Origin of the sequence: Brevundimonas vesicularis NBRC 12165 (assembly GCF_001592205.1) — a bacterium.
Taxonomy (GTDB): domain Bacteria; phylum Pseudomonadota; class Alphaproteobacteria; order Caulobacterales; family Caulobacteraceae; genus Brevundimonas; species Brevundimonas vesicularis.
Window position 1 is genome coordinate 67,477 of the sequence record NZ_BCWM01000015.1, and the last position, 25,436, is coordinate 92,912.

Annotated in this window: 24 protein-coding genes; 6 read left to right on the forward strand and 18 right to left on the reverse strand. The window is 67.4% G+C overall.

From position 1 onward, the window contains the following. Positions 1 to 334: 334 nt before the first annotated feature. The 7 genes from recA to BVE01S_RS12710 form a co-directional block, all read right to left on the reverse strand. On the reverse strand, positions 335 to 1,417 hold the full coding sequence (gene recA / locus BVE01S_RS12680; RefSeq protein WP_055754312.1) for a recombinase RecA: 1,083 nt from the start codon (positions 1,415 to 1,417) through the stop codon (positions 335 to 337). 169 nt (positions 1,418 to 1,586) lie between these two features. After that, on the reverse strand, positions 1,587 to 3,227 hold the full coding sequence (locus tag BVE01S_RS12685) for an MHYT domain-containing protein (protein WP_066628136.1): 1,641 nt from the start codon (positions 3,225 to 3,227) through the stop codon (positions 1,587 to 1,589). Positions 3,228 to 3,306: 79 nt separating this feature from the next. Beyond that, a complete protein-coding gene (locus tag BVE01S_RS12690) occupies positions 3,307 to 5,157 on the reverse strand; it encodes a M20/M25/M40 family metallo-hydrolase (protein ID WP_066628144.1) in 1,851 nt (616 codons plus the stop codon). Between the two features lie 66 nt (positions 5,158 to 5,223). Further along, complete coding sequence (locus BVE01S_RS12695) at positions 5,224 to 6,156, reverse strand: right-handed parallel beta-helix repeat-containing protein (protein ID WP_244878381.1); 933 nt, start codon at positions 6,154 to 6,156, stop codon at positions 5,224 to 5,226. Between the two features lie 19 nt (positions 6,157 to 6,175). Beyond that, positions 6,176 to 6,973, reverse strand: coding sequence for a phosphatase PAP2 family protein (locus tag BVE01S_RS12700; protein WP_066628150.1), 798 nt, complete (start codon positions 6,971 to 6,973; stop codon positions 6,176 to 6,178). Next, positions 6,970 to 7,467, reverse strand: coding sequence for a hypothetical protein (locus BVE01S_RS12705; protein ID WP_066628153.1), 498 nt, complete (start codon positions 7,465 to 7,467; stop codon positions 6,970 to 6,972). The genes BVE01S_RS12700 and BVE01S_RS12705 overlap by 4 nt, the downstream gene beginning before the upstream one ends. A 75-nt stretch (positions 7,468 to 7,542) precedes the next feature. Beyond that, positions 7,543 to 7,821, reverse strand: a complete 279-nt coding sequence (locus tag BVE01S_RS12710) for a ribonuclease (RefSeq protein ID WP_066628155.1) — start codon at positions 7,819 to 7,821, stop codon at positions 7,543 to 7,545. 102 nt (positions 7,822 to 7,923) lie between these two features. Between BVE01S_RS12710 and BVE01S_RS12715 the strand changes: the two genes are divergently transcribed. Beyond that, a complete protein-coding gene (locus tag BVE01S_RS12715; RefSeq protein ID WP_066628157.1) occupies positions 7,924 to 8,928 on the forward strand; it encodes an LLM class flavin-dependent oxidoreductase in 1,005 nt (334 codons plus the stop codon). Here the strand turns inward: BVE01S_RS12715 and BVE01S_RS12720 are convergent. Continuing rightward, entirely contained in the window at positions 8,925 to 9,896 is a 972-nt protein-coding gene (locus tag BVE01S_RS12720) for an alpha/beta fold hydrolase (RefSeq protein ID WP_066628159.1), read from the reverse strand. The two genes, BVE01S_RS12715 and BVE01S_RS12720, sit on opposite strands and share 4 nt — an antisense overlap. Before the next feature lie 47 nt (positions 9,897 to 9,943). Here BVE01S_RS12720 and BVE01S_RS12725 point away from each other — a divergent pair, with 47 nt between their 5' ends. After that, positions 9,944 to 10,780 (forward strand): aldo/keto reductase, encoded by an 837-nt coding sequence (locus tag BVE01S_RS12725; RefSeq protein WP_066628162.1) that lies wholly within the window; start codon positions 9,944 to 9,946, stop codon positions 10,778 to 10,780. 125 nt (positions 10,781 to 10,905) lie between these two features. Here BVE01S_RS12725 and BVE01S_RS12730 read toward each other — a convergent pair whose 3' ends face one another. Both BVE01S_RS12730 and BVE01S_RS12735 read right to left on the reverse strand, forming a co-directional pair. Further along, complete coding sequence (locus BVE01S_RS12730) at positions 10,906 to 11,310, reverse strand: HIT domain-containing protein (RefSeq protein WP_370667673.1); 405 nt, start codon at positions 11,308 to 11,310, stop codon at positions 10,906 to 10,908. Next, positions 11,307 to 12,203, reverse strand: a complete 897-nt coding sequence (locus tag BVE01S_RS12735; protein ID WP_066628169.1) for an SIMPL domain-containing protein — start codon at positions 12,201 to 12,203, stop codon at positions 11,307 to 11,309. Before BVE01S_RS12735 ends, BVE01S_RS12730 begins: the two co-directional genes overlap by 4 nt. A gap of 138 nt (positions 12,204 to 12,341) precedes the next feature. On the opposite strand from BVE01S_RS12735, the gene mdh reads away from it, so the two are divergent. Further along, the gene (mdh, locus tag BVE01S_RS12740) at positions 12,342 to 13,304 is read left to right on the forward strand and encodes a malate dehydrogenase (protein ID WP_066628172.1); all 963 of its coding nucleotides are present in this window, start codon (positions 12,342 to 12,344) and stop codon (positions 13,302 to 13,304) included. 85 nt (positions 13,305 to 13,389) lie between these two features. On the opposite strand, the gene BVE01S_RS12745 is transcribed toward mdh, so the two are convergent. Both BVE01S_RS12745 and zapE read right to left on the reverse strand, forming a co-directional pair. Beyond that, entirely contained in the window at positions 13,390 to 13,902 is a 513-nt protein-coding gene (locus BVE01S_RS12745; protein ID WP_066628175.1) for a YbjN domain-containing protein, read from the reverse strand. Positions 13,903 to 13,937: 35 nt separating this feature from the next. Next, complete coding sequence (gene zapE, locus BVE01S_RS12750; RefSeq protein WP_066628178.1) at positions 13,938 to 15,029, reverse strand: cell division protein ZapE; 1,092 nt, start codon at positions 15,027 to 15,029, stop codon at positions 13,938 to 13,940. Positions 15,030 to 15,172: 143 nt separating this feature from the next. On the opposite strand from zapE, the gene BVE01S_RS12755 reads away from it, so the two are divergent. The 3 genes from BVE01S_RS12755 to BVE01S_RS12765 are packed head-to-tail and all read left to right on the forward strand — an operon-like array spanning position 15,173 to position 18,701. Further along, positions 15,173 to 16,219: an aspartate-semialdehyde dehydrogenase gene (locus BVE01S_RS12755; protein ID WP_066628181.1), complete on the forward strand. Its 1,047-nt coding sequence runs from the start codon at positions 15,173 to 15,175 to the stop codon at positions 16,217 to 16,219. A 15-nt stretch (positions 16,220 to 16,234) separates the two neighbouring features. Beyond that, positions 16,235 to 17,161, forward strand: a complete 927-nt coding sequence (rarD, locus tag BVE01S_RS12760) for an EamA family transporter RarD (protein ID WP_066628182.1) — start codon at positions 16,235 to 16,237, stop codon at positions 17,159 to 17,161. Between the two features lie 25 nt (positions 17,162 to 17,186). Beyond that, positions 17,187 to 18,701, forward strand: a complete 1,515-nt coding sequence (locus BVE01S_RS12765; RefSeq protein WP_066628184.1) for a DHA2 family efflux MFS transporter permease subunit — start codon at positions 17,187 to 17,189, stop codon at positions 18,699 to 18,701. On the opposite strand, the gene BVE01S_RS12770 is transcribed toward BVE01S_RS12765, so the two are convergent. From BVE01S_RS12770 to BVE01S_RS12795, 6 genes are all read right to left on the reverse strand, one after another. Continuing rightward, positions 18,686 to 19,819: a serine hydrolase domain-containing protein gene (locus BVE01S_RS12770; protein WP_066628187.1), complete on the reverse strand. Its 1,134-nt coding sequence runs from the start codon at positions 19,817 to 19,819 to the stop codon at positions 18,686 to 18,688. The genes BVE01S_RS12765 and BVE01S_RS12770 overlap by 16 nt on opposite strands. 84 nt (positions 19,820 to 19,903) lie before the next feature. Continuing rightward, a complete protein-coding gene (locus tag BVE01S_RS12775) occupies positions 19,904 to 20,173 on the reverse strand; it encodes an ATP synthase F1 subunit epsilon (protein ID WP_039243854.1) in 270 nt (89 codons plus the stop codon). 2 nt (positions 20,174 to 20,175) lie between these two features. Continuing rightward, on the reverse strand, positions 20,176 to 21,714 hold the full coding sequence (gene atpD / locus BVE01S_RS12780; protein ID WP_066628188.1) for a F0F1 ATP synthase subunit beta: 1,539 nt from the start codon (positions 21,712 to 21,714) through the stop codon (positions 20,176 to 20,178). A 37-nt stretch (positions 21,715 to 21,751) separates the two neighbouring features. After that, complete coding sequence (locus BVE01S_RS12785; RefSeq protein ID WP_066628192.1) at positions 21,752 to 22,630, reverse strand: F0F1 ATP synthase subunit gamma; 879 nt, start codon at positions 22,628 to 22,630, stop codon at positions 21,752 to 21,754. A 33-nt stretch (positions 22,631 to 22,663) separates the two neighbouring features. Continuing rightward, complete coding sequence (gene atpA / locus BVE01S_RS12790; RefSeq protein WP_055754289.1) at positions 22,664 to 24,196, reverse strand: F0F1 ATP synthase subunit alpha; 1,533 nt, start codon at positions 24,194 to 24,196, stop codon at positions 22,664 to 22,666. A 72-nt stretch (positions 24,197 to 24,268) separates the two neighbouring features. Further along, entirely contained in the window at positions 24,269 to 24,823 is a 555-nt protein-coding gene (locus BVE01S_RS12795) for a F0F1 ATP synthase subunit delta (protein ID WP_066628201.1), read from the reverse strand. Positions 24,824 to 25,436 lie beyond the last annotated feature (613 nt).

A 25,436-nucleotide genomic window follows, 5' to 3' on the forward strand; every position in this document is an offset into this window, starting at 1 on the left:
CGTCATCCTCCGGCGCGCGAAGCGCGACCGGGGAACCCAGCGGCGCCGGCGGCAATCTTTCCATCGCAGGATCTCGGGGCGTCGAGTCCGCGACAGCTTCGCGCTCACGCGCGCCGCTGGGTTCCGGTTCTGCGCTACGCTTTGCCCGGAATGACGAAAGAAAGATCAGCGCTGCTCACAAAAGAAAAGACCCGCCCGACACGAGGTCGAGCGGGTCGCTCCGCCGCCCTTCGCGGGGTCGGTGGCGGGTCGCTAGGGCGACGGAGTAGCGGTGAAAAGACCGGATCGAGAGCTGGACCAACTTTGACAGTCCGCCCAGCCTCGGATGCTGGCGTCAGCCTTCCAGATCCTGGCCCTCGTCCGGCTCGGGCGTGCCCAGCAGTTCGTCGGCGATCTTGTTGGTCGAGGCGCGCACGGCCTTTTCGATCGAGGCCGCGATGTCCGGATTCTGCTTCAGGAACTCGCGCACGTTCTCGCGGCCCTGACCGATCCGGGTGGAGTCATAGCTGAACCAGCTGCCCGACTTCTCGATGATGCCAGCCTTGACGCCCAGGTCGATGACTTCGCCCAGTTTGGAAATACCCTCGCCATACATGATGTCGAAGATGACCTCGCGGAACGGCGGGGCGACCTTGTTCTTGACCACCTTGACCCGGGTGGTGTTGCCGACCACCTCGTCGCGGTTCTTGATCGCGCCGGTGCGGCGGATGTCCAGACGCACCGAGGCGTAGAACTTCAGCGCATTGCCGCCCGTCGTCGTCTCGGGCGAGCCGTACATGACGCCGATCTTGTGACGGATCTGGTTGATGAACAGGACGATGCATTTCGACTTGGAGATCGAGGCGGTCAGCTTGCGCAGCGCCTGGCTCATCAGGCGCGCCTGAAGGCCCGGCAGGCTGTCGCCCATCTCGCCCTCGATCTCGGCGCGCGGCGTCAGCGCCGCGACGGAGTCGATGACCACGATGTCCACGGCGCCCGACCGAACCAGCGTATCCACGATCTCCAGCGCCTGCTCGCCGGTATCCGGCTGCGACACCAGAAGATCATCCAGATTGACGCCCAGCTTCTGGGCATAGACCGGGTCCAGCGCATGTTCGGCGTCGACGAAGGCGGCGACCCCGCCCTTCTTCTGCACTTCCGCGACGGTGTGCAGAGCCAGGGTCGTCTTGCCCGAAGATTCGGGACCGAACACCTCGATCACCCGCCCGACCGGCAGACCGCCGATGCCCAGCGCCATGTCCAGGCCCAGCGAGCCGGTCGAGACGCTGTCGATCTCGGCGACCACGCCCGCCTTGCCCAGTTTCATCACCGAGCCCTTGCCGAAGGCGCGATCGATCTGCGCGATGGCCGCCTCCAGGGCGCGTTGCTTGTCGCCGTCGTCCTTGCCCACCAATTTGAGTGCCGCCTGTGAAGCCATTGCCTTCGTCTCCCTTGCCATGATTCCCGTCATTCAGCTTGGGAGAGACCCGCCTGGACCCGCCCCCGTTTCGTGAGGCGGACTATGTGCATGGTTTGTTCTGGTTCACAAGATGTTCTCATCGATCAAAACGAGAACATCCAAAACCTACGACCGTTTTTGACGCCGGCTAAAGCGGAAGGCGTAGGCTGAAGCTGGCGCCCTCGGGGTCGTAAGTCATGACCGCCGAGCCGTGCAGCGAGCGGTTGATCGTCGAGTCGATCAGCACCGAACCGAAGCCCTTGCGCTGAGGCGGCAATACAGCAGGGCCACCGCTTTCGACCCAATCCAGCAGCAGATAGCCGTCAGCAACCGACCAGTCGATCCGCACGCAGCCTGAGGCGTTCGATAGGGCGCCGTATTTGGCCGCGTTCACCGCCAGTTCGTGAAACACCATCCCCATGCCCAGGGTTTGTTGCGCGTTCAGATCGACGGCCGGACCGGTCAGGCGAACCTGTTCCTCGGCATAGGGCGCCAGTTCCTGGGCCAGCATGGCGCGCAGATCGACATGCTCCCAGTTCGCGGCCGTCAGCAGATTCTGAGTGTTGGACAGGGCCACGAGCCGCTCTTCGAAAAGGGCGGTGAAGGTGGCGACATCCGGCGTGCGCCGCGCGGTCTGGTGGGCGATGGACTGCACCGTGGCCAGTGTGTTTTTCACCCGGTGATTCAGTTCGTTGATCAGCAATCGCTGCAAGCGTTCGCTGTCGGCCAAGGCGGCGAAGGCCTCGCGGCGATCGGTGATGTCGGTGATGACGCCCGACATCTTGATCGGCCGGCCCGAACGACTGCGGATCAGGCGTCCGCGCAGATGGATCCACCGGCCAGAGGCCGGCAGACGCCATTCCTGATCGTATTCGCCCTCCCCCGCCAGGGCGCGCTCCAGCGCCTGACGATGCAACGGCAGATCCTCGGGCGACAGACGGTCGCCGACCTCGCTCGGGCCAAGGCGGCAGGACGGATCGATGGACAGGATTTCGCGCGCGCGGCCTGACATCATCGTCGTCTTCATCGGCAGGGTCGCTTCCCAGAAGCCGACGCCGCCGGCGTCCACGGCCGCCAGAACATTGGCCCGCTGATCGACGATCGAGGCGCCGAGCGCGAGAAACAGCAGCGTGACCGCCCCGGTCGTCACCGCGACCGCCAAGACGACCGGCGACGCCCCGCCCTGCAACGGCCCCGCGTCGGCGATCGGGGTCAGGATCACGGCCGCCATGCCGATATGGTGCATAGAGACGATGGCCAGACCCAGGATCACGGCGGCGACCGCGCGCCAGGCCAGACCCCGCTCCTGACGGGCCGCGATCAGGGCGGCGTAGGCGGCGGCGACCGCGACGACCACCGACAGGGCGACCAGCACGGGCTGATAGCTCAGGACAGCGTTCATCCGCATCGCCGCCATCCCGACATAGTGCATGGCGACGATGGATCCGCCCATCAGCAGGGCCGCCGGCGCCAGTCGCAGGGGGCTGGCCTGCGCCGTGCCCGCCGTCAGGAAGGCCGCCGCCGTGCCGGCCGTCGCCAGCAGGAAGGAGACCAGCGTCAGGCCAGGATCATAGACGACTGCGCCGTCGCCCTCGAACCCCAGTATGGCGATGAAATGCATCGACCAGATGCTGACGCCCAGCGCCAGGGCCGAAACGCCCAACCAGCGCAAACGCGTCGCGCCGATCTGGCTTCGGGTTCGATTGAACAGATCCAGAGCCGTCCACGCGCCCAAAATCGCGATCGCCAGCGACAGGACTGTGAACGCATTGACGTGAAGGTGGTGCAAGCGCGCCGAAGCCCCGAGAAACAGCAGCGATAGCCTTAGCCGGGTTTCATCGCTCGGACGACTGCGAAACGCATCCGGATCAAGCGACCAACCTTGCCCCCACGGCGACCGCGACGGCCAGCGTCAGACTGGCGGCGGCGAAGATTGGCAAGGCCCGGCCCGAGCGAGGCGCCAGCGGGCGGACCAGCATCGCGATCATCAGGGCAATCGGCCCCACCGCGCCAGGCATGTCCATGCCGACCCCCAGGAAGACGCCGTGCCCCTGAACCAGCAACCACCCGCCGACCAGCGACGTGGTCACGACGGCGGGTGCGAAGGACGCCCACGAGCCGAGGCGGGCGCCGATCACGGCCGTCAACGCGGCGGCCAGGGCGGCGATCAGACCAGGCCACAGCAGCAGGAAGGCGGCTTCCGGCGCCACCGCCTGCACCCCGCCGCCCAGGATCAGAACCAGGATGATCAGCCCCAGCCAGCCGCCCCAGACGGCGTCTGCGTCCTGCGGTTTCGGCCGCGCCAGGCTCAGCGCCAGGGCAATCACCGTCGCCCCCAGGACCGGCAGGCTGAAGCCGCCCAGCGCCGCTGCAATCGCGAATGCGGCCAGTATCACTCCAGCTGCGCCCCACCGGCCCATCAGGCGCCGCCCTGCGGTCAGCATCAAAACCAGGGCCAGCATGGCCAGGGCCACGGCGATTTCCAGAACCGGCAGGCGGCGCAGCAAGGTGTAATAGAGGTCGGCCGAATCCACGCGACGGCCGATCGGCCCGGCCAGGACGCGCACCGCCTGTCCCACCACCACCGCGCTGGCCAACAGCCACAGGCCATCCGCCGCGCCCCGCACGACCGACGTCGCCCGCAAGCCCGTGGCGTGGCGTGCGCCCCATGCGGCGAAGGCCGTCGCGAGAACCCCCACAGTCAGCAGGACCCAGCCGATCGCCGGCGAATGCTGGACGACAAACAAGCCAAACACATCAGCATAGACCGCGTTCTGCGTCGCCTGCGGCAGGGTCGGCGCCCCCAGCAGGTCATCGGCCATCTCGAGCGCCTGGGAGCCGATATGCTGCACGCTACCCTGATCCAGCGACTGGGGGGTCGAGGATGGTGAATGATACTGCGCCGGGCGGCCGATGAAGGCCAGATTGATCCCCGCCAGCCTCCGATCCGCCGCCACCGTGAAGTCCGTCCCATTGGGCATCAGGCGATAGACGAAGATGGCCAGGGCGTTGCTAGACGGCCCACTCGTCGCCCTCTGGGTCGCCTGAGCATAGCGGGCGATGGTCTGGGCGTTGTCCGGTCCGGTCTCGAACATCATGGCGCGCCCGCCGCCGCCCCGCGCCTCCAGATTGATCACCGCCCCGATGTCGTCGCGCAGCGGATGTTCGCTGAAAAAGGCCCGCGCCCCGTCCAGATTCAGCTCCTCGGCGTCGGTGAACAGGACAACCAGCGTCCGCTCGGCCCCGCCCCTCGCCTTGATCGCGCGCACGGCTTCCAGAATGGCGGCGACGCCGGTCGCATCGTCGGCGGCGCCGGGCGAGTTCGGCACGCTGTCGTAGTGGGCCATCAGGGCGACAGCGGGCAGGCCGGGGTCACGCCCCGGCAGGACCCCGACGATATTGACCGCCTGAACGCCGCCCGCGTTTCCGCCCTCCCGCTCGATTCGCGCGACGGCGGCGGGCGACAGGGAGCCGGTCTGCAAGCTGGGCTGAAGCCCCAGCGCCGTCAGCCTTTGGCCGAGATAGGTCTGAACCTGCCGATGTTCAGCAGAGCCGACGGGATGCGGCGCTCGTGCGATCCGGTTCACGTCCATCATGGCGCGCGCGGCCGAGAACTGAACCGCAGGCGTCGAAGCGGGCAGGGGTTTGGGCGTCTGCGCGGTCAGCACCGCCAAGCCGAGGGCCGCCACAAGGGACGCCAGAAACAACACCCACCGCATATCCAATCCCCCGATCGCTCTGTCCCGCAATCAGCCCCGAACCACCGCTCTGCGCAAGGCGTCCGATCAGCGCCGCACGATGTTCCGAGCCGTCAGATTGCCCGTAGCCCCGTCGCCGTCGTCCGCGCTGGACCCGAACGGCCAACCGCGATCGTCGCCGCAGTAGCGTCGTCCGCCCTCGCGCGACCCGATCACCACCGCGCGCGGCCTCAGCCACCCCGCGCCGGTGAACAGATTGTCCGTAATTTGATTATAGGACGGCGTCTGGTGGCGTATTACGCCGTCCTCGCCGCAGTTGCGGTATAGAAACACCCCGCCCTTGCCGTGCAGCGCCAGCCGGTTGCCGACGATGCGGTTGGCGCCCGCCCCGTCCACCGCGATCTGTTCGCGCCCGGTGCGAATATCGAAATCGTTGTCCTGGATCAGCGCGCCAGCGCTCTCGGCGTCCAGATAGATGGCGGTCGAGGTCGAACGCCCCGTAAAGCGGGATCGCGTCACCGTGGTGCGCGTCACCCCGGGTCCGACATACAGGGGAATGGTCCCCACGCCCTCGAACCGGACCCGGTCCAGGGTGACGCGGATCGGCGCGGCGGACTGGGCCGCTTGCGTGTGTTCGGCGGTGCGTGACGAGGCCAGCAGGTCGCGCATCGACCCGCCCGCCCCCATGCCCCAGATCCGCACATTGCCGACGACGGTGCAGTTTCGGATCGTCACATCGACCGGCCGCGACCACCGATCGCCCTCGCGGCGAGACCAGACGGCGAGGGTCGGGGCGGCGGTCGTCGCCGGGCCCGGCGCGCGGATGGACCCGCCTCCGCAATCCAGTGAGGCCCCTGAGCCTTCCGCGCCCTCGATCAGTACGCGGCGGCGGATATCGACGCCCGACAGTTCGGCCTGGCACGTCAGGCGATACGGCTGCGTCGACGGCGCCGTCAGCGCCGCCACCTCTTGCGGCGTGCACGGACGGTCGGCCGGCGCCTGAAAGGTCAGCAAGGCCAAGGCCAGCGCCGCCGTCATATCAGGGCAGAGGGATCGTCAAGGCCGCGCGCTCGGCCGCGCAGCCCGGGTTGGTCAGGCCGCTGCGGCGCGCGGCCGCCAACTCGGCCCGCGCCGCCGCCATGTCCGCCTCGAAGGCCGGGGTGGCGACGGCCTTGGCCGCAACAGCCTGCCCGATCTGTTCGCCGACCGCGACATCGGTCGGATAGTGCATGGCGCAAATCAGGCGGCTGACCCCGATCTCATGGCCGATCCGGCGCACGGCCTCGGCCCGGTCCGGCTCAAGAGCCGCGAAGGCCTCGCCATAGGCCGTCGCGACCGCTGCGCTGCCGGACGGATAGGAGGCGCTGCGTCTCGCCGCCGGTGTCAGGGTCTGACAGGCGCGGCGATTGGGATCGTCGCCGACCGGCCGCAGCCGCGCCTGGCGCGCCTTGACGCGTTCGGCCGCACTGTTCGCGTCATGGAAGATTTTCGCCATCACCCGGTCCAGCGCCGGCGTCTCGGCCGACCCCAGCCGCACCCCCAAGGCGCAGTCGAAATGTTGTAAGGCCAGGGGCGGACGCAGCTCGGCATGGGCGGTCGCCAGCAGCCATCGGTCGCCGTCTTCCAGAGCCACAAGACGGGCCGAGGCCGCCTTGTCCGCCAGGTCCGCGATGGACCCCGGGGCCGGAGCTGCCGGAACCGCATCCGTCAGTTGGGCGATTGCTTCATCGCCCAGGAAGCCCGCCGTCGGTATCTTGCCGCCTGGCTTGGGTGCGCTGGCGCACCCCGCGGCCAGCAGGATCGCCGTCGCCGCACCCAGGGCGGCGACCCGTTTCACTGACCAGCGCTCCAGCCAAGCTGGACCGAGGTCTCGCCGGACTCGGTCGGCGTGGCGACGACCTGCAACGAGGCGCCGTTCACAGCGTCCGCCGCCGCGCCATAGGCGCGCGTGTCACCCTGGTTCATTCCGGCGACGGAGCGCAGGCCCGCCTTCTCGGCGCGCTCGCGATAAAAGGCGACGACATCGTCCGGCGAGGCGGTGGTGGTGAAGGTGATCAGGCCGCCCGGCCCGGCCTCGCCGCCAGCGGCCAGCGGCTGCCCGTCCACCTGTGCGCCGGGATAAAGGACCGCAAAGGACGGCGCGCCGTCGGCGGCGGCGGGCGCAGCCCCCCCTACGACGGCGGGCGCTTCGGCTGCTGGAGGCGTCGCATCGGCGACGGTCGGCGCCGACGCTTCGGGCGCAGCCTTGGCCTCGACCGGTTGAGCCGAGCGATCACATCCTGCGAGGCAAAACAGAACCACGACGGCGGAGACCGCCAAGCGAAGCGTCATCGAGAGATCGTCCTTGGACCGAGAGGGTCAGAGCGCCACCGTGGCGCATGGTTGCGGCGGCGACAAGGCGCCCGCTCAGTCGGCGGCGTCGTCCTGATCCGCCGCGCCTTTACCGGCCGACCCTTCTTGGGCCAGACGTGCATTGATCTTGGCCGAATCCGGGTCGTCATCCGTGCCTGCTGCCGACCCGCCGCGCAGCGAGCCTGCCCGCGTGTCCGATCCCGAATCGCTGCCGTCCAGCGCGTCGATCAGCGTATCCGCCTTGTGACCCAGATCCGGCTTCTCGCCCATGTCGGCGGCTTCGCGGGCGTCGTCGCAATCCGCTTCGGGCTTGGTGGGATCGGTGTCGGTCATGACGCAGTCTCCGTTCGTCGAGATGAGTTTAAAGCGCCTGATCCGGTTGCGGTTCCAGACCCTCGCCCTTGAACCCCGAGGGACAGACCCGATCTAGGCGTCATGATCCCGTTTTCAGTTCTCGACCTCTCCCCCATCGTCGAAGGCGGCGACGCCCGACGCGGCCTGGATGAAACCCTGGCCTTGGCCCAGGCCGCCGACCGGCTCGGCTATGAGCGGTTCTGGCTGGCCGAACATCACAATATGCCCGGCATCGCCAGCGCCGCGACCGCCATAGTCATCGGCCATGTCGCGGCAGGGACCGAGCGCATTCGCATCGGCTCCGGCGGCGTCATGCTGCCCAACCATGCGCCCCTGGTCGTCGCCGAACAGTTCGGCACACTGGAGACTCTGTTCCCCGGCCGGATCGATCTCGGCCTGGGCCGCGCGCCCGGCACGGACGGCGCCACCGCCCGTGCGCTGCGGCGCTATTTCGAAGGCGCCGACCAGTTCCCGCGCGACGTGGTCGAGCTGATCCAGTGGTTCGAACCGGCGTCTGAGAACCAGCCCGTCCGCGCCGTCCCGGGCGCCGGCCTGCGCGTACCGATCTGGCTTCTGGGCTCCAGCCTATTTAGCGCCCAGCTCGCCGGCCAGCTTGGCCTGCCCTACGCCTTCGCCAGCCATTTCGCGCCAGAACTACTGCTGGAGGCCCTGGCCCTGTATCGCCGCGAGTTCGTCCCCTCGGACCGCCTGGCCAAGCCCCGCGCCATGGCCGCGATCAATGTCTTCGCCGCCGACACGGACGCCGAGGGCGTGCGCCTGTCCACCTCGATGCAGCAGAGCTTCGCCCGCCTCTCGACCGGCAAGCCGGGCAAGCTGCCGCCGCCCGTCGACGACATCACCACGATCCTGACGCCGCAGCAGATCGCGGGCGCCAAGGGCCGCCTGCTCTATTCCGCTATCGGCGGTCCGGAGACCGTCAAGCGCCAACTGACCGACTTCATTGCCTTGACCGGCGTGGACGAGCTGATGGTCACCGGCATGATGTTCGACAACGCCGCCCGCATCCGCAGCCTGGAGATCGTGGCCGAGGTGCGTGATCAGATGGCGACGAAGCAGGCCGCCTAAAGGCCCTTCAGGAAAGCCAGCAGCAGGCGGTTGATCTCATCCGCCCGTTCCTGCTGGATCCAATGACCCGCGCCCGGCACGACGACCGAGCGGATCAGGTTCGGCGCCCAGTCCTTCAGGCTCGCCTCATGCCCGCCAGCGTAGTGGCGCACCGGGTCGTCCTCGCCCACGATGAACAGGGCGGGCGGGGCGATCTTTTGGTCCTGAACGAAGGCCGTCAGCGACCAGTTCAGGTCCATCGCCCGATACCAGTTCAGGGGTCCTTCGAACCCGCCCGCCGAAAAGGCGTGCACATATTCATCGAAATGCGCCTCGCTCATCCATGGCGGCAGGGTCGCGTCGTCGGTGATGGTGTCGAGCAGGGCCACGCCTTCGGGCAGAAAGCCGGTCGATCTGCGATCGGCGAGGGTCGCGCCGTCGTAGGCGTAGAACAGTTTCCGCAGCGCTATCGCAGGTTCGGCGTCCAGCGGGCGGTGCGCGTCCGGCGCCTGAAATCGGCTGATATAGAGGTCGCCCAGCCCGGCCCGTTTCGAGATGGCGGCCATGGCGGCGGTGGGCGGTCCCTTGGGTCGGCGCGGCTGGAACGGCACCGACACGCCCGCGACCGCCTTAAACAGATCGGGCCGCAACAGGGCGCAATGCCAGGCCACCGGGGCGCCCCAGTCATGCCCGACGACGACGCAAGGCCCCTTGCCCAGCGCGCGGACCAGATCGACCATGTCACCGACCAGATGCAGGATCGAGTAGGCCTCTACCCCCTCCGGCTTCTCTGTTCCGCCATAGCCCCGCATATCCGGGGCGACGACATGATAGCCCGCCTGCGACATCGCCTCGACCTGTGCGCGCCAGCTGATCCCCAGTTCGGGGAAGCCGTGGATCAGCAGGACCAGCGGCGCGTTATCATCCTCGAACCCGGCCTCCAGAACCTGTTGGACCAGACCGTCGGTCTTGATATGCCGGGTTCGCATCGCTTCCTCCGACGGCGTTCTCGCCGCTCATTATCGTCAGGACGGACATGACCCGCCTCGTCACCTTTGCGGACGGTACGACCGTTCCCGCCCTCGGCCAAGGCACCTGGGAGCTGGGCGACGACCCGGCCTGGCGCGATGAAGAGCAGCAGGCTCTGGCGCGCGGCATCGACTTGGGCATGACCCTGATCGACACGGCCGAACTCTATGGCGACGGCCGGTCGGAGCGGCTGGTGGGAGAGGTCATCGCCGGGCGGCGCGACGAGGTCTTCCTGGTCTCCAAGGTCCGACCCGAGAACGCATCCGAGATGAAGATGATGCTGGCCTGCGAGAAGTCGCTGGAACGGCTCGGCGTCGAACGGCTGGATCTCTATCTGCTGCACTGGGAAGGCAACGTCCCGCTTGAGGAGACCGTCGAGGCCTTCCGCGACCTGGTCGATGAGGGGATGATCGCCCGCTGGGGCGTGTCGAACCTGGATCTGCGCGCCATGGAGCAGTTGATGGAGATCGAGGGGGGCGAGGACTGCGCCGCCAACCAGCTGCTCTATAATCTCGCCTCGCGCGGGGTGGAGTTCGACCTCTTCCCGTGGATGCAGGCGCGCGACATGCCGATGATGGCCTATTCGCCGCTTGGGCGGGGCGAACTGCTGGAACAGCCCCTGATCCGCGACATCGCCAATCGCCATTCCGCCAGCCCCGCCCAGGTCGCCCTCGCCGCCGTGCTGCGCCACGACGGCGTCATCGCCATCCCAAAGGCCAGCTCCGTCGAACACGTCGAGGCCAATGCCGACGCCCTGGAAATCCAGTTCGACCTGGAAGACCTGGAACGCCTGGACGAGGCGTTCCAGGCTCCGAACCACGCGGTGCCGTTGGATATTATCTAAGGGTCATGGCGCGACCCGGCCCTTAACCCCGTCATCCTCGCCCTTGTGGCGAGGATCCAGACTCCCTGTGCGTCCGCAGAGTGCGCCATCGGCGAAACCGGGAGTGTGGATCCTAGGCACAAGGCCTAGGATGACGAACGGAGTACGGACAGCAGCCGTGCCCGCTCATCATCCGTATACGGAACGACCGGCCCTCGCCCCCACACCGGATCAGGCCAGAGGCCGTCGTCGCGCCTCCGCCCGACCACATGGACATGAAGCTGCGCCGTCACATTGCCGATGGCGCCGACGTTCAGCTTCTCCACCACACCCAGCCGTCGCACCAGCGCCCCGGCCCGCACTGTCTCCTCCATCAGCATCGCCCGCTGCTCGACGCTCAGATCCTCCAGCTCCACCGCCCCCTCGACGCGCGGGATCAGGATCAGCCAGGGAAACCGCGCATCGTCCTGCAGCCGCACCTGGCACAGCGGCCATTCGGCGGCGGCGACCGACCCGGCCTCGAAGGCCGGCGCGACCTCAAACCCCATCAGTTCAGCCCATAGATGACGCAGGCGCTGTCGGTCAGGGTCTGCAAAGGCGGTTGCAGCGCCAGCCGCGCCGCCTCGATCTGGGCCTCGCTCGGCGCTCCACCTCCGGGCGGCGGAGGAGGAGGAGGAGGCGGGGGCGGCGGCGGAGGTGCATAGGCCATGCGCGAACCCGTCACCACGATGTCGTCCACCGTCGTCTCGTGCCCGCTCCCCGCGGCGTACGAAGGCCAGCCCGCCAGCACATCCGTCTGACAGACCCGCCCCGACGGATCGATGATCTTGACCCGCCCGAGGGTCGCGCCCGCATTGGTCGCCGCCGCCTCGGCTCGGCGGCGCGCATCCTTCATCGCCTCGGCCTGCAGATTGGCCTTCCAGCTGTTCTCCGGCTCCAGGTTGAAGTTCACCTGTCCGATCGACGTCGGACGCGAGGCCACGATGGTCGCATAGACCCGCTCGATCAGGGCCACGTCGCGCACCGTCACACTGACCGAAGCGTCGGCCTGATAGCGGGCCACACGGTCGGCGCGGGTGTTGTCGCGCATCACCCCGTTTTCGTCGCGGTACTGGTCATAGAGCGGCCGGGTGGTGACGCTGGTCTCGACCCGCACCTTGTCCGCGCCATAGGCCGACAGGGCCTGGCTCAGCGCCCGCACCTGATCGGCGGCGGCGCGCGAGGCCTCCGTTACGCTGCGGTCCACCGACTGGAAGCTGGCCGAAACGAAGGCGCGATTGGCCTGGATCTCCACCCGGACCTGGCCGAGCGACGCAATCACCGGATCGCGCATCCACCAGGGCGCGGGGATATAGCGGTCGCCGATCGTCGCGGGCGGCGTCTGAGCCAGCACAGGCGTGGCGACCGACGCCAGCAGCAGGGCGAAAGCGAATGAACGGCGCATCGAAATCCTCCGGTTGTCGCCGGACCTTCGCAAGCCTGACCAAGGCCGTAAAGCGAGGTTCTTGCGACAGCCGCGCGAGGGGTCTAGACCGCCCGCACGATTAATCCCCTTTCGCACACGCAATAAACGGAGACATCCATGGCTCGCGCGAAGATCGCCCTTATCGGCGCCGGCATGATCGGCGGAACCCTGGCCCACGTGGCCGCGCGCGAAGCCCTGGGCGACGTGATCCTGTTCGACATCGCCGAAGGCACCCCGCAGGGCAAGGCGCTGGACATCGCCGAGGCCTCGGCCGTCTTCGGCCAGGACGTGGCCCTGAAGGGCGCCAACGACTATGCCGACATCGCGGGCGCCGACGTCTGCATCGTCACCGCCGGCGTGCCGCGCAAGCCGGGCATGAGCCGCGATGACCTGATCGGCATCAACCTGAAGGTCATGAAGGCCGTCGGCGAAGGCATCAAGGCCCACGCCCCCGACGCCTTCGTCATCTGCATCACCAACCCGCTCGACGCCATGGTCTGGGCCCTGCAGAAGTTCTCAGGGCTCCCGAAGGAGAAGGTCGTCGGCATGGCCGGCGTGCTGGACTCGGCCCGCTTCGCCTACTTCCTGGCTGAAAAGACTGGCGTGTCGGTGCAGGACATCCACGCCTGGACCCTGGGCGGTCACGGCGACGACATGGTGCCGATGGTGCGCCACTCGACCGTCGGCGGCCTGCCGCTGCCGGACGCCGTCGCCGCCGGCTTCCTGTCGCAGGACGAACTGGACGCCATCGTCGAGCGCACCCGCAAGGGCGGCGGCGAGATCGTGGCTCTGCTGAAGACCGGCTCGGCCTTCTACGCCCCGGCTGAATCCGCCATCGCCATGGCCAAGTCCTACCTGCTGGACCAGAAGCGCGTCCTGCCTTGCGCCGTCTGGCTGTCGGGCGAATACGGCCTGTCGGACCTCTACGTCGGCGTCCCCGCCCTGATCGGCGCCGGCGGCGTCGAGAAGATCGTCGAGTTCACCACCAACGACGAAGAAAAGGCGATGTTCGAAAAGTCCGTCGCCTCGGTCCAGGGCCTGCTGCAGGCCTGTAAAGACATCGACGCCTCGCTGGCGTAAGCCGCGCGACGATCGCATGACGAAGGGCCTGCGGAGCGATCCGCAGGCCCTTTTTCTTTTCCCTTCTTCCGTTGGGAGAGGGAGCTCATCGGGGCGCGACGTATCCCATCTGGCCCGCAAACTTGGGCAGCAGTTGCAGCCAGACCGTCAGCGGGTCCGCCAGTTGCGTCACGCCTTCGCCCGACAGCACGACGACGTCGTACTGCACCGTCGCCGTCGGCGTTTGGGCCGCAGTATGGAAGGCTTTCAGATAGCGGTTGTCGCGGTTCCAGGCGTTCACCTTGTCCGGCGTCGCCCCGGCCCCGGGCACAATGGCGCTGAACTGAACCTCGCCGCAGCCAGACGCTTCACAGCCATAGAAGAAGACCGCCCAGGTCAGGCCCGCATTGGTCACGGTGAAGAAGGTCAGGCCGTTCTCGGTCTGCACCGGCCCGACCCGCCCGCCCAGCCCGGTGATCCACGTCCCGACCTCGCCCGGCGTCAGACCGCGACTGGTCGTCGCCGGCGCCGTCTGTGCGAACGCTCCTCCCGCCGTCAGCGGCGAAACGGCTAAGGCCAGAGCGGCAAGTGGGACGGCGGCGAGGGCAAGACGGCGCATGGAAACACTCCGAGGGTCAGCCCCCACCCTAGCCGTCAGTCGCGGACGTGCGCCAGCCAGTCCTTGCTCTGCATTTCGTTGAAGCGCGACACGGTGCGCTCAAACTCGAACGCCCCCACCCCTTCGGTATAGAGCGCCTCGGGCTTGGCCGCCGCCAGCACGATCAGCTTGGTCTTGGCCTCATAGAGGGCGTCCACCAGGGTCACCAGACGCCGCGCCTCATGGTGGTTGGCCGAGCTCAGGATCGGCACGTCCTCCAGGAACAGGGTGTGGAACCGCTGGGCGATGGCCAGATAGTCCTGCGGCCCCAGCGGCCTGCCGCACAGCTCCGCAAACGTCGCCCGCGCCATCGACCCCACGGTGCGCTCCACCGCCACATCGCGGCCCAGCACGGTCAGGTGCGCCGGTTCTTCCGGTTCGCCCCCCTTCAGCTCGCGCCATAACGCCTCGAACGCCGCGCGGTCGTCCGGCGTGTGCCAGACCTGGGCTGAGGTCATCCGGTCCAACCGCCAGTCCCGCGCCCCGGCCGTCTCCACGACCACGCAGCGCTCGCGGATGATGTCGATGAAGGGCAGGAAGAGCTGGCGGTTGATGCCGTTCTTGTAGAGCTCCTCCGGCGCGCGGTTCGAGGTGATGGCCAGCACCACCCGATCCTCGAACAGGGCTTCGAACAACCGGCCCAGGATCATGGCGTCAGCGATGTCGGTGACCTGCAATTCGTCGAAACACAGCAGCCGGGCTTCAGACGCGATCAGCTTCGCGATCGGCGGGATGGGGTCGTCGCCCTTATGGGTTCCGAACACGGCCTTCCTCGTCTTCGCATCCCCCTCGCGCCACTGTTTCACCAGATCGTGGATGCGGGCCATGAAGGCGTGAAAGTGCGCGCGCGTCTTTCGCGGCTCGGGCGTCGCCGAATAGAACAGGTCCATCAGCATCGACTTTCCGCGTCCGGGCGGGCCGTAGAGATAGACGCCCCGCACCTCCGGTGCGTTGCCGAACAGGCCGCGTTTGGCCAGATCGACCTCCAGCCGCTCCAGCGCCGTGATCACGCTCTCCTGCGCTGGATCGGGCGTCAGCACGCCCTCTTCCACGCGGATGTCGTAGGCGTTGCGAATACGGGAGGTCATGGGAGGACTGCTTAAAGCCCGGCACAGTGAAAAGCGATTGCTTCGCGGCTGCGAACGCCTAAATGCACAGCACACACCAAACCGCGCTCAAGCAGCAAGGCTCCGCTGAGCCGAGAGGTAGCGCGTCCGAAGGACCAAGCATCATGGGTTATCGCGTCGCCATCGTCGGAGCCACGGGCAATGTGGGCCGCGAAATGCTGAACATCCTCGAGGAGCTGGAATTCCCCGTCGATGAAATCCACGCCATCGCCTCGCGCAAGTCCAAGGGCGTCGAGGTCTCCTTCGGCGACAAGACCATCAAATGCCAGGACATCGAGCAGTTCGACTTCTCCAAGGTCGATATCGTCCTGATGTCCGCCGGCGGTACGGTGTCCAAGGAATGGTCCGAGAAGATCGGCAAGGCCGGTCCTATCGTGATCGACAACTCCTCGGCCTTCCGCAAGGACCCCGACGTGCCGCTGATCGTGCCCGAGGTGAACCCGGACGCCATCAAGGACGCGACCAAGAAGAACATCATTGCCAACCCCAATTGCTCGACCATCCAGCTGGTGACGGCGCTGAAGCCGCTGCACGATGCGGCCAAGATCAAGCGGGTCGTGGTCTCGACCTATCAGTCGGTGTCTGGCGCCGGTAAGGAAGGCATGGACGAGCTGTGGAACCAGACCAAGGCCATCTACGGCCTGGGCGACGCCACGCCCAAGAAGTTCCCCAAACAGATCGCCTTCAACGTCATCCCCTACATCGGCTCCTTCCTCGAGGACGGCTCCACCGACGAGGAGAAGAAGATGTCGGACGAGACGCACAAGATGCTGGACCCCGACATCAAGGTCACCGTCACCTGCGTGCGCGTGCCCGTCTTCGTGGGTCACTCCGAGGCCGTGAATGTGGAGTTCGACCGCCCCATCGAACCCGACGAGGCCCGCGCCATCCTGCGCGAGGCGCCGGGCGTGCTGGTCATCGATAAACAGGAGCACGACGGCTATATCACCCCCGTCGACGCGGCCAGCGAACACGCCGTCTATGTCAGCCGCATCCGCAAGGACACGACCGTCGAGAACGGCCTGAACCTGTGGGTCGTGTCCGACAACCTGCGCAAGGGCGCCGCCCTCAACGCGGTCCAGATCGCCCAGCTGCTGGACGAGACCGGCGTGATCAAGTCGTCGTCGGGATATCGTTCGATCACGGTCTAGGCGGTCTCAACCGTCATGAACGCCCACGCACCCCCTGCCGACGGCCGCGCCGTCGGCACGGCCATCGCCTGCTACACCCTGTGGGGGCTTCTGCCGCTGCTGTTCATGGCGATGGCGGCGCACGGCTTCGGCGCGCCCGAAATCCTGGCGCACCGGGCGGTCTGGTCGGTCTTCGTTGCCGGCCTGGTCCTGCTGCTGGCCGGGCAATGGGGCGAGGCGCGCCGGGTGCTGGCCACGCCGCGCACCCTGGCTTGGCTGGCCCTGTCCGCGCTGCTGATCGGCACGAACTGGAGCCTCTACGTCTTCGCCACCACGCATCACGCGACGCTGGAGGCCAGCCTCGGCTACTATATCAATCCCCTGCTCAACATGGCGGCCGGCGCCGTGCTGTTCCGCGAGAAGATCGACCGCTGGAGCGCGCTGGCTATCGGTCTGGCCGCCATCGGGGTCGTGATCCAGACGATCGCCCTCGGGCATGTGCCGATCATCGGCCTGACCCTGGCCGTCACCTTCTGCGCCTATGCGGTGATCCGAAAGCGCGTGCCTGCCTCGGCCCAGACCGGTCTGTTCGTCGAATGTCTGGTGCTGCTGCCCATCGGCGCGGTCTTTCTGGCCTGGCTGACCACCCACGGTCAGGCGGTTGGGTTCGCCTCGCCGTCCGGCCTGATTTGGGCGCTGGTGAACGGGCCGGCGACCGTGATCCCGCTGGCGCTGTTCGCCTGGTCAGCGCGGCGTCTGCCCCTGTCCACGGTCGGCTTCATCCAGTTCCTCGCCCCGACGCTGCAGTTCGCCTGCGGCGTCGCGACCGGCGAGCCGCTGACCCTGCTGCGGATCGTCTCCTTCGTCTTCATCTGGGCCGGCGCCGGCGTCTTCGCCCTGGCCGCCTTCAATCGCAGCCGCGCCGCACGCGAGGCGTTGAAGACCACGGCGGAACCGGCGTAGCCTTCGCCCACACGGAGGCGAGGCCATGACGACCGCCCAACCGGGGCCCTGCGAAGGCGGACAGGTCCACGCCGCCGCCGAACCGGCCCATCCGCTGTCAGCGTCGCGCAAACGCTGGGTGCTGGCCGCGACGGTGCTGGGCTCCAGCCTGACCTTCATCGACGGCTCGGCCCTGGGCGTCGCCCTGCCCGCCGTGCAGCGGGATCTCGCGGCCGGCACGGCGGCGGTCCAGTGGGTTTCGAACGCCTATCTGCTGACGCTGGGCGCCCTCGTTCTGATCGGCGGCGCGGCCGGCGATCGGTTCGGCCGGCGGCGGGTCTTTCTGATCGGGGTCGCGATCTTCGCCCTGGCCTCCATCGGTTGCGCCCTCGCCCCCACCGTCCAGGCCCTTGTCGCCGGCCGGGCGATCCAGGGGATCGGCGCGGCCCTGCTGACGCCCGGCGCCCTGGCGGTGATCGGCGCGACCTTACCGCCCGAGGAGCGGGGCAAGGCCTTTGGAACCTGGGCCGACTTCGGCGCCCTGACCGGCATGGTCGGACCGCTGATCGGGGGATGGCTGGCCGACGCCGCCGACTGGCGCGCCATCTTCTGGATCAATGTCCCGCTGGCGATCCTGACCGCCGTTGTGACCCTGGCCGCGACGCCCGAGAGCCGCGATCCCGACGCGCGCGGTCTGGACGGTCTGGGCGCAGTTCTGGCGGTCGCCGGACTGGGCGCCCTGACCTGGGCCCTGACCGCCGCGCCCGATCTGGGGTTCGCATCGCCCGTCATCCTGGCCGGACTTGTCGTGGGCGCGGCGCTGCTGGCCGCCTTTGTCTGGGCCGAGGCGCGCCAGAGCCACCCGATGATGCCGCTGGGCCTGTTTTCGTCTTCGGTGTTCAGGGGGATCAATCTGCTGACCCTGCTGCTCTATTTCGCCTTGGGCGGGGCGATGTTCTTCCTGCCCTTCGATCTGATCCGGGTTCACGGCTGGAGCGCGACCGAGGCCGGCGCCGCCATGCTGCCCTTCGCCGCCGTCATGGGCCTGTTTTCTGGCCTCGCTGGACGGGTCGCCGATCGGTTCGGCGCGCGTCTGTCGCTCAGCGTCGGGCCGGCCCTGGCGGGGATCGGACTGGCGCTTCTGGCTGTGCCTGCGCCGGGCGCGGGCTATGTCGACGGACCGCTGGCGGGGATGACGGTGCTGGCGATCGGCATGACCCTGGCGGTCGGCCCTCTGACGGCGACGGTGATGGGGGCGGTCAAGGCGGGCCACACCGGCGTGGCCTCGGGCGTCAACAATGCGGTGGCGCGCGTGGCCAGCCTTCTGGCCGTCGCCCTGTTGGGCCTCGTGCTGTCTACGGTCTTCGCCGGAGTCGCCAACCTGCCCGATGCCCGCGCCCAGCTGGCCCAGGTCATGTCGGGCGCCGAGATCACGCCCGTCGTCCGCGACGCCTTCCACGCGGCGTTTCGGGCCGTGATCCTGACCTGCGCCGGCTGCGCGGGCTTGGCCGGTCTGATCGGCCTGCTCACCGCGCCCGGCCCGGTTCAGAAGGCGGCGTAAAGCGCGTCCAGCAACCGCTTGGGCCGGGGGTCGCCGATCAGGTGCGGCGACTGGCGCGTCATGACATAGGCCGCCGACAGTTTCCGCGAGGGATCGGCCATGGCCATCGACCCGCCCCAGCCATAATGGCCGAAGGCTTCGTTGGGCCCGAACACCTTCAATCCGTCGTTGCGCATCAGACCGGCCGCCCAGCTGATCGTATAGGGCAGAACCTTGTCCGGCCCGTGGATGCGCTCGCGCGTCAGCTGATCCAGCGTTCCCGCCGACAGCACCGACCGGCCGTCCAGCACGCCGCCATTGGCGACCACGCCCAGCATCTTCGCCAGCCCCAAGGCCGTGCCGTGCAGATTGGCCGACGGAATCTCCATCTCGCGCCAGGCCGCCGAGCCGCGCCCGCCCGGCGCCGAGCCGCGATCCAGGAAGGCCGCCTGTTTGATCGGATCGATGGCCCCCAGGCTCGGCGCCGCCGTGGGTTTGCGCATCTGCGCCACCCGTCCATGCTCGCTTTCGGGCAGGCCGATCCACAGGTCCAGCTCCGGGAAGTCCTGGCGCAGCGCCTGGCCCATCGTCCGTCCGGTCGCGCGGCGATAGACTTCATTGGCCAGATAGCCGACTGTGATCGGGTGGTAGCCCGACGCTGAACCCGGCGCCCACATCGGCGCCTGGGCCGCCAGACGCGCCAGCACCGCGGACACATCGAACCAGATCGTTGGATCGACGGCCTCGGAAAAGCCCGGCAGGCCCGACTGGTGGCTCATCAACTGGGCGACGGTGACCTCCGACTTGCCCGCCGCGCCGAACTCGGGCCACAGCGAGGCGACGGTCTGGTCATAGTCGATCTGACCCGCCGCGACCGCGCTCGCCATCAGGATGGCCATCACCGCCTTGCCGGTCGAAAACACAGAGGTCAGGGTGGTGTCGGTGAAGGGCGTCGTCCTGGCCGTATCCGCATGACCCGCCCACAGATCGACGACCGCCTCGCCCTCGACCAGCACGCTGAACCGCGCCGCCTGCTCATTCAGCCCCTCAGGAGCCTCGGTGAAGTTGGCGGCGAACGCCTCGCGCACGGCCTCATAGCCGGGTGCGCAAACGCCGTGGATGTCGATGAGATCGGTCATGGGCCGGTCCTAGCGCGCCCGCCGCCCACGAAAAAGGCCTCCCGCCGAAACGGGAGGCCTCAAATCGTTCGATCCTTCGACGGATCAGGCCGCGACGACCTCGGTGGCCTGTTCGGCCAGGATGGTCAGGCCTTCGCCGTTCACGTCGGCGAAACCGCCGTGAACGTCGTACTGGGTCTTTGAGCCATTGTTATAGACGGTCACCAGACCTTCGCGCAGGGCGGTCATGAAGGGCGCATGATCCGGCAGAACGCCGAAGTCGCCCTCGACGCCGGGTGCATCGACCTGGTCCACGAGGCCCGAGAAGACCTCGCGTTCCGGCGAGACGAGGGAGAAGTTCAGCTTGCCGGCCATGATCAGGCTTCCGACGCCATCTTCTCGGCCTTGGCGACGGCCTCTTCGATGGAGCCGACCATGTAGAAGGCGGCTTCCGGCAGGTGGTCGTATTCACCGGCGACGATGCCCTTGAACGAGCGGATCGTATCGGCCAGCTCGACGAACTTGCCGGGCGAGTTGGTGAACTGTTCGGCCACAAAGAAGGGCTGCGACAGGAAGCGCTGGATCTTGCGGGCGCGCGAGACGACCAGCTTGTCCTCTTCCGACAGCTCGTCCATGCCCAGGATGGCGATGATGTCCTTCAGGCCCTTGTACTGCTGCAGGACTTCCTGAACCGAACGGGCGACGTTGTAGTGTTCGTCGCCGATGACCAGCGGGTCCATGATCCGCGAGGTCGAGTCCAGCGGGTCAACGGCCGGGAAGATGGCCTGGGCGGCGATGTCGCGGCTCAAAACCGTCGTCGCGTCCAAGTGGGCGAACGAGGCGGCGGGCGCCGGGTCGGTCAGGTCGTCGGCGGGCACGTAGATGGCCTGGACCGAGGTGATCGAACCCTTCTTGGTCGAGGTGATGCGCTCCTGCAGGTTGCCCATCTCGGTGGCCAGCGTCGGCTGATAGCCCACGGCCGAGGGGATGCGACCCAGCAGAGCCGACACTTCCGAACCGGCTTGCGTGAAGCGGAAGATGTTGTCGACGAACAGCAGCACGTCCTTGCCTTCTTCGTCACGGAAGTATTCCGCGATCGACAGGCCGGTCAGGGCGACGCGAGCGCGGGCGCCGGGGGGCTCGTTCATCTGGCCGTACACCAGGGCGCACTTGGACCCCTCGGTCGAGCCGCCGTTCTTGGACGGGTCCACGTTCACGTTGGACTCGATCATCTCGTGATACAGGTCGTTGCCTTCGCGGGTGCGCTCGCCCACGCCGGCCAGAACCGAATAACCGCCGTACGCCTTGGCGATGTTGTTGATCAGCTCCTGCATGGTCACGGTCTTGCCCACGCCAGCGCCGCCGAACAGGCCGATCTTGCCGCCCTTGGTGTAGGGGCACATCAGGTCGATGACCTTGATGCCCGTGACCAGGATTTCAGACGAGGTCGACTGCTCTTCGAAGCTCGGCGCTTCCTTGTGGATCGGGCGGTATTCGGTGGTGGCGATCGGGCCGGCTTCGTCGATCGGCTGGCCGACGACGTTCATGATGCGGCCCAGGGTGCCGGGGCCGACCGGCGCCTGGATCGACGATCCGGTGTCGGTCACGGGCTGGCCGCGCGTCAGGCCTTCGGTCGTGTCCATCGAGATGGCGCGGACCATGTTCTCACCCAGGTGCTGGGCGACTTCCAGAACCAGGGTGAAGGGCTCGCCCGTCTTCTGGTCGATGTTCTGGGTGTGCAGGGCGTTCAGGATCGCCGGCAGATGGCCGTCGAACTCGACGTCGACGACGGCGCCGATGACCTGGGCGATCTTGCCCGTGGCGACGGCCGCGCCGGGCGCGATCGCGGCGACAGGCGCCTTCTTGACGGCGGGCTTTTTGGCGGCGGGTTTCTTGGGGGCGACGGTGTCGGTCATGGTCAGGGTCCGTATCGGAATGTCTGTTCGGTCGGGATCAGAGGGCTTCGGCGCCGGCGATGATCTCGATCAGCTCGGTGGTGATCTGGGCTTGGCGCTTGCGGTTGTATTGCAGCGTCAGGGCGTTGATGAGGTCGCCCGCATTGCGCGTGGCGTTGTCCATCGCCGCCATTTGCGAGCCGAAGAAGCCGGCCTGGTTCTCATACAGCGCGGCCAGAATCTGGGTCGTCAGCGCGCGCGGCAGCAGGGTTTCCAGGATTTCCTCTTCCGAGGGCTCGTACTCATAGACCGCGCCGTTCAGGTCGATCGGCTGGGCGTCGCCCTCGACCACGGCCGGGATCAGCTGCTTGGCCGTCGGGACCTGTTGGATCACCGACTTGAACTGGCTGTAGAACAGGGTGACCACATCGGCCTGACCCTCTTCGAACGCCGTGGCGATCATCTCGGCGACCGGCTGGGCCGACGGCAGGCCGATCGTCTTGTGGTCCGACAGTTCGAAGGTGTGGACCACCTTGTCGCCGTACAGACGCGCCAGCTGATCGCGCGACTTCTTGCCGACGGCGATGATCTTCACGTCCTTGCCGGCGTTGATCAGGCTGTTGATCCGCTCGCGCGCGGCGCGGATGACGTTGGTCGAGAAGCCGCCCGCCAGACCCTTGTCCGCTGTCGCCACCACGATCAGGTGACGCTGGTCCTGACCGGTGCCCGACAGCATCTTGGGCGCGTCGGCGCCCGAGACGCCGGCGGCCAGATTGGCGATGACCGAGGCCATCTTCTGCGCATAGGGCCGGGCGCTTTCGGCCTGGTCCTGGGCGCGCTTCAGCTTGGCCGCGGCGACCATCTGCATGGCTTTCGTGATCTTCTGCGTGGCTTTCACGCTTCCGATCCGATTGCGCATTTCCTTGAGGCTGGCCATCCGGCGCTTACTCTCTCAGCTTACCAGACGGGTTCAGGCGAAGGTCTTGACGAAGGCGGCCAGGATGTCCTTCAGCTCGGCTTCGAGGTCCGAGGTCAGGTCCTTCTTGGTGCGAATGCCTTCAAGCAGGCTGGCGTGGTTCGCATGGATGCGCGCCAGCAGCTCCTTCTCGAAACGGCCCACGTCGCCGACGGCGATGCCATCGATGTAACCGCGCGTGCCGGCGTAGACCGAGACGACCTGCTCTTCCATCGCCAGCGGCGAATACTGCGGCTGCTTCAGCAGTTCCGTCAGACGGGCGCCGCGCGCCAGCAGCTTCTGGGTCGAGGCGTCCAGGTCCGAGCCGAACTTGGCGAAGGCGGCCATCTCGCGATACTGGGCCAGCTCGCCCTTGATCGAACCGGCGACCTTCTTCATCGCCTTGGTCTGGGCCGACGAGCCGACGCGCGACACCGAGATGCCGACGTTCACGGCCGGACGGATGCCCTGATAGAACAGGTCCGATTCCAGGAAGATCTGACCGTCGGTGATCGAGATCACGTTGGTGGGGATGTACGCCGAGACGTCGTTGGCCTGGGTTTCGATGATCGGCAGGGCGGTCATCGAGCCCGAACCGTAATCCTCGTTCAGCTTGGCCGAACGCTCCAGCAGGCGGCTGTGCAGGTAGAAGACGTCGCCCGGATAGGCTTCACGGCCGGGCGGACGGCGCAGCAGCAGCGACATCTGGCGATAGGCCACAGCCTGTTTCGACAGATCGTCATAGACGATCAGGGCGTGCATGCCGTTGTCGCGGAAGAACTCGCCCATGGCGGTGCCGGCGAACGGGGCCAGGAATTGCAGCGGGGCCGGTTCCGACGCCGTCGCGGCGACGACGATCGTGTATTCCAGCGCGCCCGACTCTTCGAGGGTCTTGACGATCTGGGCGACGGTCGAACGCTTCTGACCGATGGCGACGTAGATGCAGTAGAGCTTGGCGCTCTCGTCGTCGGTCTTGTTGACGTTCTTCTGGTTCAGGATGGTGTCGACGGCGACGGCGGTCTTGCCAACCTGACGGTCGCCGATGATCAGCTCGCGCTGGCCGCGGCCGACGGGGATCAGGGTGTCGATGGCCTTCAGGCCGGTTTGCATCGGCTCGTGAACCGACTTGCGCGGGATGATGCCGGGCGCCTTGACGTCCACGCGGCGGCGCTCGGTGAACTGGATCGGACCCTTGCCGTCGATCGGCTCGCCCAGCGGGTTGACGACGCGGCCCAGCAGACCCTTGCCGACCGGAACGTCCACGATCTCGCCCAGGCGGCGCACGTCGTCGCCCTCGGCGATGGCGGCGTCGGCGCCGAAGATCACGGCGCCCACGTTGTCGCGCTCGAGGTTCAGGGCCATGCCCTTCACGCCGGCCTTGGTGAACTCGACCATTTCACCGGCCTGGACATTGTCCAGACCGTGGATGCGGGCGATGCCGTCGCCGACCGACAGCACGCTGCCGACGTCGGAGACATCGGCTTCGACGCCGAAGTTGGCGATCTGCGACTTGAGGATGGCCGAGATTTCAGCGGCGCGGATGTCCATGACGGGCTCTCTGTTCTTCAGTCTTCTGCGGGTGCGCCGTTCAGGCGCGCATTCGTTGTGGCGGGAGCGCGTTTAGGCGCGCTTGAGGGCGAACTTCATCTGGTCGAGCTTGGTCTTCAGCGAGGCGTCGAACAGTTTCGAGCCCACCTTGACTTTCAGGCCGCCCAGGATCGACGGATCGACGCGCGCGGTCAGCTCCGGCGCCTTGCCCAGGCTCTTGGACAGGGCGGCGGTAATGGCGGCGACCTGTTTGGCGTCCAGCGGCTGGGCCGAGACGACCTCGGCGGCGACGACGCCGGCGTGTTTGGCGTAGCGCGCCTCGAACCCGGCGATCACGGCAGGCAGATCCTTGGCGCGATGGTTTTGACCCAGCAGACCCAGGAAGTTGGTCGTGGTCTGCTCGAACTTGGCCTTGACGGCGATGGCCACCAGACCCTTGGCCTGGTCGGGCGCGGCGATGACGGGCGAGGTGGCCAGACGACGCAGGTCGGCGCTTTCGGTCCAGGCCGCCTTCAGCGACTTCAGGTCGGCGCGGACGGCGTCCAGACGGCCGGTTTCCAGCGCCAGGTCGAACAGCGCCTGTGCGTAGCGATCGCCGACTTCCGTCGTTCTGAAATCATCAGCCACTGATTAGGGTCCGAGGTCGTTGTGTCAGGGTCGCAACCGACTGCGAGGCTCGCAACGGTCAAAAGCTTGAAATGCTTACGGAAAGCACGACGGAGGCCGTATCCGTAAATACGCCCCCTTCAAGCCGGGCGCCTGATAGCACGGGGTTTCGCCGCTCGCAACATTGCGTGAAGGCGCACCAATGCCGCAGGGGACCGACGAGGTATCTCGTCTCCTCCCCACGCGTGGGGAGGGGGACCGCGAAGCGGTGGAGGGGTTCTTCAAGTCCCACGGGCGCCGGGGATGCGAAGGAGAGCCCCTCCGTCTCTTCGCTGCGCTTCGAGCCACCTCCCCACGGATGGGGAGGAGACGATACTCAGCCATCGCAATGCCGCTGGTCCATTTTCTGCGACTTCAAACGCTTGCCGATTTATGTGCGCCTTTTCCCGTCCACGGGGTCAAACAGCGCCATAATGCACCCGTCTCGTCGCATGGAGGGCTCGTAAGGCCTGCGACCTTGCCGCGGCGAGAGCGGATTGAACGGGAGCGGGTCTGAAACGACTCGCGCCGACAGCGACTCATGGAGCGGTGTCGGAGGGTCGAGGGGGATACTCGATCGCACTCGGGCCGGTCG